This is a genomic window from Wolbachia endosymbiont of Nasonia vitripennis (assembly GCF_048054115.1).
Classification (GTDB): Bacteria; Pseudomonadota; Alphaproteobacteria; order Rickettsiales; family Anaplasmataceae; genus Wolbachia.
Map to the genome: position 1 here is coordinate 39,081 of NZ_JAFEVF010000005.1, position 15,011 is coordinate 54,091.

Below are 15,011 nucleotides of genomic sequence, written 5' to 3' on the forward strand. Positions count from 1 at the left end.
CGTGCAGTTGTGTATGCAGTACTAAAACCTAAAACTCATACACTGAAAGGATAGTTGTGATTCTAAGGAGGCTTCAAAGAAAGTCTTGTCTTTAATAAAAGAAAAAGGTTGCTATAATTCTGATAAAAGCACTATAAACAAAATGAATGTAAAAAATATCTTATTAGCGTTTTTAGTACAATTTATATTCGATTTGTCATTATTTGCGGCTGATCCTATTTTGCTTAATTGTATTGAAACTCCAGGGATTTATGATCTTGAAACAAGGCCAAAAAGCTTTAACTCTTCAAATAATTTAAGAAGAAAACCTGGCTCTCCAAATAATGCAGCAGGAGAATTAATAAATGTAGTGGGTAGAGTTACTGATGTAAATTGCTTACCGATACAAAATGCTGTGGTTTCTATATGGCACGCAGACTCACTTGGCATGAGCTATTATGATGAAAATGTGGAGCTTGATCCAAATTTTGCTGGATCAGGAAGATTTGTAGTAAATAACCTTGGCTATTATAATTTTATTACAATAATACCAGGTAAAATTGGTGATAGGGCTCCACACATCAACTTTTTGGTCCAACATCCAGATTTTCCAGAATTCACAACACAAATGTTTTTTGCTGATCATAATTGCGATAACTGTGATGATCTTCTTCTTGGTAATCTTATTGAGAGTGGACTTGCAAGCCTTCTGATAGCACCATTTACTTATAACAATCAGGCCATGAAGACCTACACATTTAATATAACCCTAGGTGGGCATAACAAATTTTCTGATAAAAGATAAAGCCCTTGCATATCAGGGGAGTTCATAGTAGTCTTAAGCGCTATTGTACTTAAAATGTATATGAAAAATATCTTACTAATGTTTTTACTATGTTTTATGTGCAGCTTACAATTATTTGCAACGGAGATGTCAACGATGAAGATAACAATTTCTAAAGCTTTACCCGATTTTGAGACGCTAGTGGTAGGTTTGTTTGAGGGTGATAAGCTCATAACTAATGTTCTACAAGATAAGCAAGCTATAGATAACATCAAGAAATTTAGTGGTTTTAATGGAGGTTTTGGTGAATTTTTCTCCGTTACTTCATCAGAGGGAAAAAATATTATAGTTGCTGGTCTTGGAATGAGAGATGAATGGGATGAAAGCAAAGGATTAAATATTGGTGGTAAAATATATTGTGAGCTAAGCAGATTAAGAATCAAGCGAGCAGCTATTTCAATCGAGGGCAGTACAGCAAATGTTGCATATGGAGCATTTCTGCGCAGTTTCAAGTTTAATAAGTATAAAACTAAAAAGGATGAAAAAATTACAGAAGTAGAGGAAATTACATTATTAGTAAAAGATGAACAGTTAAGTAGCATTGAAAAATCATTTGAGCGTTTAAAACACGAAGGTGAAGGTATCTTTCTTGCACGTGCTTTTACTACTGAGCCACCTAATATTTTATATCCAGAGTCTTACGCTAATCGTATAAAAGCTGAACTTACTAAACTTGGTCTTGAGGTTGAAGTGCTTGATAAAAAGCAAATGGAAGAGAAAAAAATGGGAGCCCTGCTTGGAGTAGCACAAGGAAGTAGTAAAGAGCCAAAGTTAGTGGTGATAAAATGGAATGGGGCTTCTCAAGAACAAAAACCAATAGCTTTTATAGGCAAGGGTATAACGTTTGACACTGGTGGAGTGTCACTTAAACCCTCACGCGGTATGGAGTCAATGAAATATGACATGGCAGGTTCTGCTACTGTAGTTGGAGTGATGCGTACTCTAGCTGGGCGAAAAGCAAAAGTAAATGCAATTGGTGTGGTTGCACTTGCAGAAAATGCAGTGGATGGTAATGCTCAAAGACCGAGCGATGTAGTCACTTCAATGTCTGGACAAACAATAGAAATATTAAATACCGATGCAGAGGGAAGACTAATACTTGCGGATGCTTTATGGTATACACAAGATAGATTTGCACCGAAATTTATGATCGACCTTGCAACTTTAACTGGTGCTATAGTGGTTGCACTGGGAAATAATGAATATGCTGGTCTTTTTTCAAATAACGATGAATTAGCGAATCATCTGATTGATGCAGGAAATGAAGTAAATGAGAAATTATGGCGCTTTCCTATGAATGAAACTTATAACAAAATTATTGATTCGCCGATTGCTGATGTGCAAAATATAGCTCCTGCAGGTTCTGGTGGAGATAGTATAATGGCTGCACAGTTTCTACAGCGTTTTGTAAACGACACTTGTTGGGCACATTTAGACATTGCAGGCACTGCTTGGCACGAAAAAGGCACTGATATTTCTCCAAGAGGGGCAGTAGGTTTCGGTGTAAGGTTGCTAAATAAGTTGGTTGAGAAGTACTATGAGATTAATAATTAAGGATCTTTGTATTGAGTTTATAGCTTAATTTACGGCTACATGAATGTCTATTTATAAGACGTAGAAAATGATATCATCAAAGTAACTTACATTTTCTTTTTTGGGGATTCTAAAGTTACACACTTGAGCAGCATCAAGAGAAAGTATTTTGTTCAAATGATGATTGTAATGATGGACTATTAAAACTTTAAAGCTATTTGGTATTGACGGTATATACTTAAGTGTTAGAATAAAATAGGAAGTTTTTAGGAGTTTATATGGCAGCAGGCGGAAAAGCGAAAACAGCTAGTAAAAATAACCCTACTCAGCGTAAGAAAGCAGAACAAAAAATGTATAAGGATAAACCGGTAAAGCCGGTTAGATATATAGACCGTGATTCACGTATGAACTATATGTCTGCTCAATACGATAACGGCAATCTAGTTGAAGATGAGGTAAGCGGCAATCCTATAAAGTGGGAAGCTGTATAGTAGTTGTGGTTAAAGTTACTATTAATTCTAAGGAATGTGAAGTAGAGCATGGGCTCACTATAATTCAAGCTTGTGAAGTTGTGGGCGTTGAAGTTCCGCGGTTTTGTTATCATGAGCGTTTAGCAATTGCTGGTAACTGCAGAATGTGTTTGGTTGAAGTTGAGGGTGGCCCTCCAAAACCAGTAGCCTCTTGTGCAATGCCAGTTGCAGAAGGGATGGTTATTCACACTGATACCCCTAAGGTTAAAAAAGCACGTGAAGGTGTGCTTGAGTTTTTGCTAATTAACCACCCGCTTGATTGCCCAATTTGCGATCAAGGTGGTGAATGCGATTTGCAAGATATCACGATGGCTTATGGTAAAGGAATCAGCAGACTTGATGAATATAAGAGGGCTGTGCCAAAAAAACATTTTGGTCCGCTGATTGAAACTGCAATGAACAGGTGTATTCATTGCACTCGGTGTGTTAGATTTTTGTCTGATGTTGCAGGTACAAATGAACTTGGAGGAATTGGAAGGGGAGAAAATATAGAGATTAGTACTTACATAAAAAGGCATATTAGCTCTGAATTATCTGGGAATATTATAGATCTTTGCCCGGTGGGAGCTTTAACTTCAAAGCCCTATTCTTTTACAGCACGTCCATGGGAGCTATCACATTGTGAAACTATAGATGTGCTAGATGCTGTGGGAAGTAATATTAGAGTTGATTGTCGTGGTCCTGAAGTTATGCGAATATTGCCAAGACTCAATGAAGAAGTGAACGAAGAATGGATATCAGACAAAACTCGTTTTGCTTACGATGGACTCAAAGTACAACGCCTCGATCGACCTTATATAAAAAAAGAGGGCAAATTAATTCCAGTTGATTGGAATGAAGCATTGGCTTTTGCTGCAAAGAAACTAAAGAGTGCGAAATCAAACAAAATAGCTGCAATTGCAGGTGATTTAGCAGATTGTGAGTCTATGCTTCTACTCAAAGAAGTGATGCAGAAGCTTGATTCGGGGAATATAGACTGCAGGCAAGATGGTGCAAATCTTATATCAAGTAATCGTGGATCTTATGTGTTCAATACCACTATTCAGGGTATAGAAAGTGCAGATTTATGCTTGCTAATCAATACGAATCCAAGGATAGAAGCACCAATCATTAATGCAAGATTGAGAAAGAGATATTTACAAGGCAATTTTCCTATTGCAAGCATTGGCCCTAACGTTGAGTATTTATACCATGTTGAGAGGTTAGGCAATAACCCAAATATCTTAGACGAAATAGCAAAAGGAAATCATAAATTTTGCAAGCTGCTGAGTGTTGCCTCAAATCCTATGCTCATCATCGGTCAAGATGCATTAGTAAGAGATGATTCTGAATCAATTTTAGCGCTAACTGGCAAAATTGCAGAAAAATTTAACATGATCAGAGATAACTGGAATGGCTTTAACGTACTGCATAAGGCTGCAGCAAGAGTTGGTGGACTCGATATTGGATTTGTTCCTAAAAAAGATGGAAAAGATGTTAGTCAAATACTAAAGCAAGCAGAAAGTGGCGAGGTGGAAGTTGTTTATCTTCTTGGTGCAGATGAAATTGATACATCAAAATTAGAAAATACATTTGTAATTTATCAAGGCCACCATGGTGATAGGGGAGCGCATATAGCAGATGTCATTCTACCTGGAGCTGCATACACAGAAAAATATGCAACTTATGTAAATACTGAAGGGCGAGTACAGAGAACAAATTTAGCTGTTTTTCCTCCTGGTGAAGCAAAGGAAGATTGGTTGATTATTAAAAATTTATCCCAATATTTGAGCCTTTCCTTGTTATATGATAGTTTATTTGATGTGAGAAAAAAATTAGATACTATCGGTCCACAGTTTAGAAGTGTTGATCAAGTGGTAAAAAATACATGGGTACCAATCAGCAATGGTAAAATAAATTTAAGTAATACGCCTTTTACTTTAAAGGAGTGTAATTTTTATATGACAGACTCAATAGGTCGCGCTTCAAAAATAATGGCAGATTGTACTAAGGATTTTTATGAACACTCTACTTAATATTTTATTTATTCTAACACCATTATTACTAATAACTCTGGTATATTTTCAACGAAAATTAAACTCTATATTTTTGTGTAAAGAACAAAATACATTAGAAAAACAGTTCGTTTATAAGCTAGTTGATTTTATCAATGATATTATTGCACTATTTACGGAAGGATATGTATGGATGGCAATAACATTTATTATAGTTACCGAGGGAAGAGGGAATTATTTGCCTCTCACAATGATCTTAATTATGATGTCACTAGTGTCATTCATATGCATATCATTTTACTATTCTATTAAGCTAAATGCTGTACAGAAAAGTGTTGTCCTATTGATTTCAATAGGGACATTGTCTTTTGTGTCTAGAGCATTTGCTGTATTTTTTATTGCCACAATTATGAACTATTTTTTTGATTTAGGGTTGCATGTACTTGATATTTGATATTCTTTTTCTTCTTATTCCACTTTTGCTTTCAGTAGCATATTTAGTGTACTTTGAGCGTAAAGTTATTGGTGCAATTCAACTAAGGCATGGTCCAAGTGTAGTAGGGCCATTTGGGCTACTACAGCCATTTGCAGATGCTATCAAATTGATAATTAAAGAGCCGATAATACCATTTAGAGCAAACACCATACTGTTTATTATGGCTCCAATGCTCACCTTTATTTTAGCATTAATTTCCTGGGCAGTTATACCATTTGGAGCTGAAATAATTACAGAAAATGGACAGCAGGTAATAATCCCTAAGGTAATATCAAATATTAATGTTGGAGTGCTTTATGTGCTAGCTATATCCTCTTTGGGAATATATGGCATTATTATTGCAGGCTGGTCTAGTAATTCTAATTATGCATTTCTTGGCGCTATAAGGTCAGCTGCTCAAATGATTTCATATGAAGTTTCAATAGGTCTAATAGTTGCTACAGTTGTTATTACAACTGGCACATTAAATCTTGGAGAGATGGTGGTAGCGAAACATAATATGCCATTTTGGATTGATTTATTACTAATGCCTATAGGAATAATATTTTTTATTTCTTTGCTTGCCGAAACTAATCGTCACCCATTTGACTTACCAGAAGCTGAAGCAGAGCTCGTCTCTGGGTATAACGTCGAGTATTCATCAATGCCTTTTGCTCTCTTTTTCTTGGGAGAATATGCAAATATGATTTTAGCAAGCGCTATGATGACAATATTCTTTCTAGGAGGGTGGTATCCTCCATTAGAGCTTAGTTTGCTGTATAAAATTCCTAGTTTAATCTGGTTTGTTTTGAAGATAGTTGTACTTTTGTTTATATTTGTTTGGATTAGAGCTACAATACCTCGTTATCGTTATGATCAATTAATGCGTCTTGGTTGGAAAGTATTTTTGCCAATATCGGTACTTTGGGTAATACTCATTTCAGGAGTGTTGCTTTTTACTGGGAATTTGCCTGGATCCAATGTTTAATTTCCCAAATACAAGGTTAAGGCGTAGGCGCTCAGGCAAGTGGATTCGCAATTTAACAAGTGAAAGCACTTTATCAGTAAATGATTTGATTTTTCCCTTATTTGTTCATGACGGAGAAGAAACAATTGAGCCAATTTCTGGCTTACCTGATATCAAATGTTATTCAATAGATGGATTAATTTCTATAATTCAGAAAGCTAAGGACTCGGGGATTAATGCTGTTGCAATTTTTCCTGTAGTTGATAGTAAACTAAAATCTGAAAACGCCGAGGAAGCGTACAATCCTGACAATTTAATCTGTAAAGCAATTTGTGCTGTAAAATCAAATGTACCGGATATTGGCATTATTGCAGACATTGCACTAGACCCATACACTACTCACGGTCATGATGGCATTTTAAAAAGCAGTAGGATAGATGTAGAAAATGACGAGACTGTGTCAGCATTATGTAAGCAAGCACTTGTTTTAGCAAAAGCAGGATGCGATATAGTTGCTCCTTCTGATATGATGGATGGCAGGATAGGAAAAATAAGAAAAACATTGGATGATAATAACTTTCAGAATGTGTCAATATTGTCCTATGCAGTAAAGTACTGTTCTAGCTTCTATGCGCCGTTCAGGCAAGTTGTCGGTTCGTGCGCATCATCAAATTTCATCGACAAAAGTGGTTATCAAATGGATTATAGAAATGCACGTGAAGCAATCTGCGAAATCGAAATGGATATAGATGAAGGTGCAGATTTTATTATGATAAAGCCGGGTATGCCATACTTAGATGTAATAAAAACAGCAAGTGAAAAGTTTAATTTTCCGATTTTTGCTTACCAAGTAAGCGGTGAATACGCAATGATAAAAGCTGCAGCAAATAATGGCTGGCTGGATTATAACAGAGTGATTTATGAGTCCTTAATTGGTTTTAAACGTGCAGGTGCAAGTGCAATATTTACCTATGCTGCACTTGATGTTGCAAAAAATTTGGTATCTACTTAGCAGTGTGGAACATCTAAGTAGGTAGCTGGCCGAAGTGACTTGACAAACCTTCCCACTTTCCTTATCATATCAATAAAAGTATTTATCCTTGTTTTTAATCTCTGCAGATTTAACAACAAAAATTCAGTAAAAAACTCAGGTATTTATTGGCAAATTACATAAAATTATAGCGGCTGCATGTCTTTTTTATTTTTTCTACGTTCAGCCAAATCGCGCTTAAAATAAGCGTTAGCACATTATTACAACGCCAATTTAAATTATAAAACTCGCTATAAGGGGGTTCTTTTGCCTTTTTTTATTTAGTAAATTTTTTAATATTTTGAATTAGCTATACATACTGACATCATATCACAGTGCGTGACACTGTGATCCAGAAAAACTAACCGCAAATTGAATCATAATAAAGACTAGATTCCAGCGTCATGAGCTGGAATGACATCAACTTTTGAATTCCAGTTATGCAAGAGATCTAATGACGCAAAGGGGCTACTTGAATGACAGGAAAAGGAGCACTGGGATAGAGGCACTAATATGAAGAAAGAAGGGATAACGGTTATTGGTAAATTTAGATCGTTTTTAACTATTTGCCTTTTTTCTATGCAAGAAGTGTATTGATAAGTCCATTACAATTCAGTATTGTGAAAAATATAAGTCAAGTGTTAGTTAGGACATGGGGATTTTTTTTCAATTTTTGGGTAAGGTGCTAGGCAAGGTTTTTCCTGCCAAAATAGTAAGCTCTTTTTTAGGAGTAGGATATTTACCGGGTTGGCAGCATTATTGGTCTTCTTTTCTAATATTATTTATTACCGACATTATATTAATGCTTACATACGGAGGTGATTTTATACTATATAAAATGCCGAATTCAGGCATAGTTGTAGCTGCTATTTTTACCAAGCTAGCAATAGTTATGTTAGTGCTGCAATTAGTTGGCATATCTATTTTTCATACTCAAGATCCTTCAGCCAGCAGTGATGAGAATATAGTAATACAAATAGCATCAGGACAGGTGATGACTGTTGCGTTTTCGATGCCGGCAATAATGTCAATTTATTATATTGTAAGTAAATTCTATTTAAGTATATGCAAGGCAATACTTCAATGTCCATTTTGGTTTAATGATCTTATGCATTTGTTCTTTTTCTTTATAATACCTTATTTATTTTTTAATATTGTAGAAGTAATAAAACCATGGCCGATAAGTACGATACAGCTTAGTTATAACAATGCAATATCAATCACATTTGAAGGGATTTTTCATGTGTTTTATGCAGTGATTTTATTGTACTTGACTGCATTTATATTCTGCGATCTGACTATGCATGATGCGATTGTTTTAAACAAAAGCATATTTGAGTATGTAAAAGAAAGTTCAATAGCCTTGAGTGACTATTTTCATGGCACTATTAAAAAAATAAGTATAGAATAGTACTTATTTGCTTATGTATTCAGTTTAAAAGATATACAGTTTGCGTGAATCTACAGGATATAATAAAGGGATTACAAGATTTTTGGGCAGATGAAGGGTGTACTATACTTCATCCATATACGTCTGAAGTTGGAGCTGGAACACTACATCCCGCAACAATCATGTCAGCGATTGACGAAAAATCAACAAAAATTGCGTATCTACAACCAGTAATCAGACCTGCAGACGGACGCTATGGCGACAACCCTAATCGTTTATATCAGCATCATCAATACCAAGTTATAATAAAACCATCTGGCAGCAATTTGCAAGATATTTACTTAAATAGCTTAAAAGCTCTTGGTGCATCGACAAAAGAATATGATATTAAGTTTATTGAAGATGATTGGGAAAACCCAAGTGTTGGTGCATCCGGTCTTGGTTGGGAGGTTACATGCAACGGAATGGAAGTAACACAACTTACTTATATACAGCAAGTGGGAGGTATTGACTGCAGAATAATTCCTGGTGAAGTAGCATATGGGTTAGAGCGTTTAGCAATGTGCATACAGGGTGTAGATAATGTTTACGACATAATGTGGAACGGTAGCGGTGCAACTTATGGAGATATTTTTAAACAAAGAGAGCGAGAGTTTTCTTACCTGGCACTTGATTATTATGATACTAAAGTAGTACAACAGCAGTTTGAGGATACAGAAAAACTGTGTAAATTCCTTGTTGAAAAAGAATTGCCGATAGCAGCTTATGACCAATGTATTAAAACGAGCCATCTACTTAATCTACTTGATGCAAGAGGTGTGCTTGGTGTGAATGAACGTACAGCCTATATTGGTAGAGTGAGAGAGTTAACAAAAAAATGCTGTGAATTATATAGAGCAAAGTAGAATATGTTGTCACAATTATTGTTTGAATGTCTTTCAGAAGAAATTCCATCAAGAATGCAGAATTCATCTGCAGCTCAGGTTAAGAGCTATATCACTAATGCTTTTAGTAAAAATAATGTGAAATTTGCATCTATAGAAGTTTATGTGACTGCACGTCGCATTGCTCTTTTTATTGATGGCATAAGTGCTTTGGAGCTAAAAGATTCTAACAATGAGATTAAAGGACCAAGAGTTAATGCACCGAAAAGTGCTATCGAAGGTTTTTTGAGAAAAAATCGGAAAGGTGAAGAAGATTTACTCATTCGCAAAGTAAACGATGAAGATTTTTACTTCATTAAGAGAGAAAGCTGCTTATTTAACATCAACGGGTTTCTCAAAAATCAACTGGAGGAAATGCTAAAAAACTTTTCTTGGCCAAAGAGTATGAGATGGAGTGAAAGAAAAGAGAGATGGGTTAGGCCAATTAAAAATATTCTATGTATTTTAAATGACGAAATAATACCTATATCTTTTGCAGGGGTTACAGCATGCAACGTGACGTATGGTCATAGGTTTCTTTCAGGTGATGTAGTACTTACTGTTAAAACACCCAAAGACTATTTTGAATTGTTAGAAAAAAATAATGTCATTCTCCAGTTGGACAAAAGAAAGCAATTTATACTAGATCAGATTAATAAGTTTACAAAAGAGGAGAACTTACAACTTGAAAAAAATGATTATTTACTTAATGAATTGGCAGGGCTTATAGAGTGGCCAATAGTATTATTTGGTAAAGTAAAATCATCAGAATTACCGAAGAAAGTAATACTTAGTATAATTAATACGCAGCAAAAGTATCTTGCTTTAAGTGATGGACAGAAAATATCACATTTTGTTACTGTTGTAAATGTTAACAACAATGAAGTTGTCAAAGGCCATGAAAGAATATTAGAAGCACGTCTTGCTGATGCCCAGTTTTTGATATCTCAAGACAAGAAGGAAAACCTAGATTACTATGTCAAAAAATTGAGCTCTATTTCATTTCATGCTTCGCTCGGTAGCGTAGAAGAAAAAGTGAAGCGTATTATCGCTCTTTCAAAGTATATAGCGATATTTATTCCACATGCTTCATTAATTAAAGTTGAACGTGCTGCATATTTAGCAAAGGCAGATCTTGCAACGTTGATAGTGAAAGAATTTCCGGGATTGCAAGGAGTAATGAGTGGATACTACGCTTCTTATTTTCAAGAGGATAAAGAAGTAGTGGAAGCTATAACTGAGCACTATAAGCCAATTGGATCGGACCAAGAATGCCCTAAATCTCCTACTGCGATTGCTGTAGCTATTGCAGACAAAATGGATAGTTTGGTTGGCTTAATTGCAGCAGGTGAGAAAATCTCTGGTTCGTATGATCAGTTTGGTTTGCGGAGAATGACAATTGGTATAATTAGAACAATACTTGAAAATAATTTGCATATTCCAATTAGATTGCTGATAGATAAGTCAGTATCTTTATGTTCAAGGCTTCTATTGAATAAAAATATAACTCCAGTTGATAAGCCAAGTGAAAAACAAATTTTAGAACTAGTATTTAAATTCTGCTTAGAAAGGTTCAAGATTATTTTAAAAAATAGAAATATAAGGCAAGATGTTGTAGATTCAATACTATATAAAGTCGATATTAATGATCTGCTGAAAGCGGAAAAGCAAACTGTGATATTGGATCGTTATCTTAGTACAAAAGAAGGTGAACAGGTTCTAAGCACTTATAAAAGAGCCAGTAACATGATGAGCAAAGTGAGAAAAAGTGATGGCACTACTTATAATGCATCTTACAGTAAGAAGTTTTTGATTGAAGATGAGGAGATTGCGCTATCAAATTGTGCTATAGCTGCTTGTAAAAACATCAAACAAGCGATAGAAAATAACGACTTTAATACAGCGCTTGATGAACTTGCTCGTTTTGCTCCGTTTATCAATCAATTTATGGACAGTGTAAAGATTAACTGTGATTCTAATGAGCTTAGAATAAACAGGTTATCTTTGCTTGCAAATGTTGTTTCTACCTTTCATTTAGTAGCAGAGTTTAACCTTATACAGGTTAAACAATTGATAAATGCTCAGGCAATATAAGGAACAAATCAAATCATCTCCACAATCCTGTGGCGTTTATAAGATGATTGGAGATAAGAGTAAGGTTTTATACATTGGTAAAGCAAAAAACTTGAAGTCGAGATTATCCGACTACCTTCAATTCGAAAACCTTTCTGAACGAATCAGAGTAATGATCTCACAGGTTATTAAGGTTGAAATATTCATCACTGAGAATGAAATCGAAGCATTGCTTCTTGAAGCACAGTTAATAAAATCGTTAAAACCATCTTATAATATTTTGCTTAGGGATGGAAAATCTTATCCTTATATAACAATTTCTAAGCATGATTATCCAAGAATAGCGAAATATAGAGGTAAGTTTAAGAAGAATGAGTTTCATTACTACGGCCCTTTTCCATCTGCTGCTGCTGTTAAGAACACTATATTATCATTGCAAAAAGCTTTTCTCTTAAGAGTATGTTCAGATCAATATTTCTCTTCAACAAAAAGACCATGTCTTGAGTATCAAGTTAAGCGCTGTTCAGCACCATGCGTAGATAAAATTACAAAAGATGATTACTGCAAATCAGTAAAACAAGCACAAGATACTCTGCTAGGAAGGAATAAAGAAGTGCAAAGACAGCTATTTTCTACAATGGAAAAGTGCAGTAGGGAAATGAACTACGAGCTTGCTGCTGTCTATAGAGATCGATTGAAATTTCTTCAGCAAATTCAAATGCAGCCAATGGATTTTTCTTTTGAAGAAGATGCAGATTTCTTCAGCATTGTACGTGAGGCAGACTTAGCATGCATTGGTGTACTATCTTTCAGAGATAAAGGTAACTATGGAAGCATTCCTTACTTCATTGAGAATTGTAGTGATCATCCAAATGATGAAATTTTATCCACCTTTTTGGTCAATTTGTATAATCCAGTTAATACACCACCAGCGCAAATTTACGTTCCCGATTTTATTAAGGATAAGGAAATTATAGAACAAGCACTTTATGCTCTTACTCAAAAATCAATAAAAGTTTTGTATGCGAAAAATAGTAAAGAGCGTGATTTGTTGAATTTTATTTACAATAATTCTAAGCATAGCCTAGAGCAGAAGCTTACTGATTATAGAAATAACCTAGAAAAGCTCGAAGAGCTTAGCAAAATCTTTTTGTTACCAAATATTCCAAAGCGTATCGAAGTTTATGACAATAGCCATATATCTGGAAATCAACAGATTGGTGTGATGGTTGTTGCAGGGCAGGAAGGTTTTTTAAAAAGTGAATACAAAAAATTTACTATAAAAGAAGAAATTTCAGGTGATGACTATAAAATGATGAGAGAAGTGCTGACTAGACGTTTCTCTGGCAATATAAAAGACATCATTCCTGATTTTTTACTGATAGATGGTGGGCCAGGACATGTTTCCATAGTGCAGAATGTGTTGGAGATATTGAATATAAACGTTCCTTTTGCTTGTATGGCAAAAGGTCATGATCGTAACGCAGGAAATGAAAGATTTTATGTGCCGAGCAGAGAAGAATTTACTCTAGCAAGTGACAGCAAGGTCATGCTTTATTTACAATTGCTGCGTAATGAAGCTCACCGTTTTGCAATAACTTCGCACAGAAAAAAACGCGATAAACAGTTTTTTGCTTCACAATTAAGCAAAATATCTGGTGTTGGCAGTAAAAGAAAGAAGGCACTCATGTCTCATTTTGGTTCGGTAGAAAACATAAGCAAAGCTTCTCTAGCTGAAATTCAAAACGTACCTGGAATTAGTAAAGGTTTAGCAGAAATCATTCTTCAACACGTGAATTCTAAGAAAGGTACTCCTAAATAGGTACTCTAAAATTAACCTTTATTTCTTCTTAATAAGACATAAAAAGCTCCTTTGCCACCATGTTTTTTTATGGCTTGCTGATAGTATAAGATCATATTTCGAACTTTTGTATCATTCAACCACTTATTTAAGCTATTCTTTATAGTGTCTATTTTATCTGTACTATTACCATGCCCCGTAATTACCAATAAGCACCTATTCCTTGCTTGATAATTTTTGATAATAAAATCTATCAATTTACAATAAGCATCATCTATACTATAGCCATGCAAATCGAGTTTATCGCTTATAAAATATTTGCCCCTATCGATCTTTAATTTTGTATTGTAGTCAAGACAAAATGATGAATCACCATTATCAGTATTAAGAAAATTTTCTTGTAAGCCAGAGATACCTTTATCAATCATAGATTTTATATTTACTTTGTGATCAACTTTCAAAGTAACTTTTCCACATTCTATTGGCTTAACATTTTTTTGCCAATCTAACTCATCATCTGACATAAATTCATTAATTGAACTGCATAATTTTACAACAATATATAAACACAGTAAAATATTGCTTACTCTATAAAAATCTGATTTTTAATAATGAGATGAAATCATCAAAAGCTAATGAAAACTGTTGGATATATGGAAAGCACACTTGTATTTCAGCATTAAGAAACAAAAATAGGCGGTGTATAGAACTGTTAGTAACAGAAAATTTCTACAGAGAATTTGAGAAAGAAATTAAACAATGTGCAGATAGTAAGGGCATTAAAGCTCGACTGGTAGAGAACAAAATGTTCAATGATGTTTTACCCAAAGGTGTAAATCACCAAGGAATTGCTTTAAAAGTTACTCCTATTTTTCACAGCTTAAATATTGAAGAAATAGCTGAAAGATCAGGTGAAAACTCTACTATAGTCATTTTAGATCAAATTACTGATACACACAATATAGGTTCGATTTTAAGAACCTCAGCTTGTTTCAACATTGATGCATTGGTTTTACCGTATCACCATTCACCAAGCGAAAATGCATCTATCGCAAAAGCAGCAAGTGGAGCACTGGATATTGTCCCTCTAATATACGTTACAAACATAGTAAAGACGATGGAGTCTTTAAAAAAGATAGGCTACTGGTGTTATGGGTTTGATTGCAATGCAAAGGAAAATATAGATGAAATAAAGAATTTTGGGCAAAAAAGAGTAATTGTTTTTGGTTCTGAAGAGAAAGGAATGCGGAGACTAGTTAAAGAAAATTGTGATTATCTTTTAAAAATCCCAATGTCAAACGTAATTAACAGTCTAAATGTTTCAAACGCAGCAGCAATAGGACTATATTCCATCTACATTAAAACAAAAATCACTGCAAATTAGTTGCAATAAAACAAGGATGTCATTCCAGTATGTGATACTGGAATGTGTAATAGTTTAGACTTGATCTGACAGGCATGAATTAACTGAC

General features: G+C 34.6%; 13 protein-coding genes. 12 read left to right on the forward strand and 1 reads right to left on the reverse strand.

The features are described 5' to 3' along the window. The first annotated feature begins 142 nt into the window (after positions 1-142). The 11 genes from JR053_RS01595 to uvrC all read left to right on the forward strand — a co-directional run bounded on the left by JR053_RS01595 (position 143) and on the right by uvrC (position 13,560). On the forward strand, positions 143-784 hold the full coding sequence (locus tag JR053_RS01595; RefSeq protein WP_039833570.1) for a protocatechuate 3,4-dioxygenase: 642 nt from the start codon (positions 143-145) through the stop codon (positions 782-784). A gap of 96 nt (positions 785-880) precedes the next feature. Beyond that, positions 881-2,377 (forward strand): leucyl aminopeptidase, encoded by a 1,497-nt coding sequence (locus JR053_RS01600; RefSeq protein WP_050780608.1) that lies wholly within the window; start codon positions 881-883, stop codon positions 2,375-2,377. Between the two features lie 257 nt (positions 2,378-2,634). Continuing rightward, positions 2,635-2,847: a hypothetical protein gene (locus JR053_RS01605; protein ID WP_006279675.1), complete on the forward strand. Its 213-nt coding sequence runs from the start codon at positions 2,635-2,637 to the stop codon at positions 2,845-2,847. Positions 2,848-2,852: 5 nt separating this feature from the next. Continuing rightward, positions 2,853-4,901 (forward strand): NADH-quinone oxidoreductase subunit NuoG, encoded by a 2,049-nt coding sequence (gene nuoG, locus JR053_RS01610; protein ID WP_029237656.1) that lies wholly within the window; start codon positions 2,853-2,855, stop codon positions 4,899-4,901. Further along, a complete protein-coding gene (locus JR053_RS01615) occupies positions 4,885-5,334 on the forward strand; it encodes a hypothetical protein (protein ID WP_010404400.1) in 450 nt (149 codons plus the stop codon). Before nuoG ends, JR053_RS01615 begins: the two co-directional genes overlap by 17 nt. After that, the gene (gene nuoH, locus JR053_RS01620; RefSeq protein WP_010404403.1) at positions 5,318-6,343 is read left to right on the forward strand and encodes an NADH-quinone oxidoreductase subunit NuoH; all 1,026 of its coding nucleotides are present in this window, start codon (positions 5,318-5,320) and stop codon (positions 6,341-6,343) included. Before JR053_RS01615 ends, nuoH begins: the two co-directional genes overlap by 17 nt. After that, positions 6,336-7,334 (forward strand): porphobilinogen synthase, encoded by a 999-nt coding sequence (gene hemB, locus JR053_RS01625; protein WP_010404406.1) that lies wholly within the window; start codon positions 6,336-6,338, stop codon positions 7,332-7,334. Before nuoH ends, hemB begins: the two co-directional genes overlap by 8 nt. Positions 7,335-8,004: 670 nt before the next feature. Then, the gene (locus tag JR053_RS01630; protein ID WP_010404500.1) at positions 8,005-8,763 is read left to right on the forward strand and encodes a hypothetical protein; all 759 of its coding nucleotides are present in this window, start codon (positions 8,005-8,007) and stop codon (positions 8,761-8,763) included. Positions 8,764-8,807: 44 nt separating this feature from the next. Beyond that, on the forward strand, positions 8,808-9,647 hold the full coding sequence (locus tag JR053_RS01635) for a glycine--tRNA ligase subunit alpha (RefSeq protein WP_010404496.1): 840 nt from the start codon (positions 8,808-8,810) through the stop codon (positions 9,645-9,647). Positions 9,648-9,650: 3 nt separating this feature from the next. Continuing rightward, positions 9,651-11,759 (forward strand): glycine--tRNA ligase subunit beta, encoded by a 2,109-nt coding sequence (gene glyS, locus JR053_RS01640; protein ID WP_010404492.1) that lies wholly within the window; start codon positions 9,651-9,653, stop codon positions 11,757-11,759. Further along, on the forward strand, positions 11,743-13,560 hold the full coding sequence (gene uvrC, locus JR053_RS01645; protein WP_010404488.1) for an excinuclease ABC subunit UvrC: 1,818 nt from the start codon (positions 11,743-11,745) through the stop codon (positions 13,558-13,560). Before glyS ends, uvrC begins: the two co-directional genes overlap by 17 nt. Before the next feature lie 11 nt (positions 13,561-13,571). Here the strand turns inward: uvrC and JR053_RS01650 are convergent, their stop codons facing one another. Then, complete coding sequence (locus tag JR053_RS01650) at positions 13,572-14,063, reverse strand: Smr/MutS family protein (protein WP_029237658.1); 492 nt, start codon at positions 14,061-14,063, stop codon at positions 13,572-13,574. Positions 14,064-14,155: 92 nt separating this feature from the next. Here JR053_RS01650 and rlmB point away from each other — a divergent pair, with 92 nt between their 5' ends. Then, the gene (gene rlmB, locus JR053_RS01655) at positions 14,156-14,923 is read left to right on the forward strand and encodes a 23S rRNA (guanosine(2251)-2'-O)-methyltransferase RlmB (protein ID WP_010404482.1); all 768 of its coding nucleotides are present in this window, start codon (positions 14,156-14,158) and stop codon (positions 14,921-14,923) included. Positions 14,924-15,011: the final 88 nt, after the last annotated feature.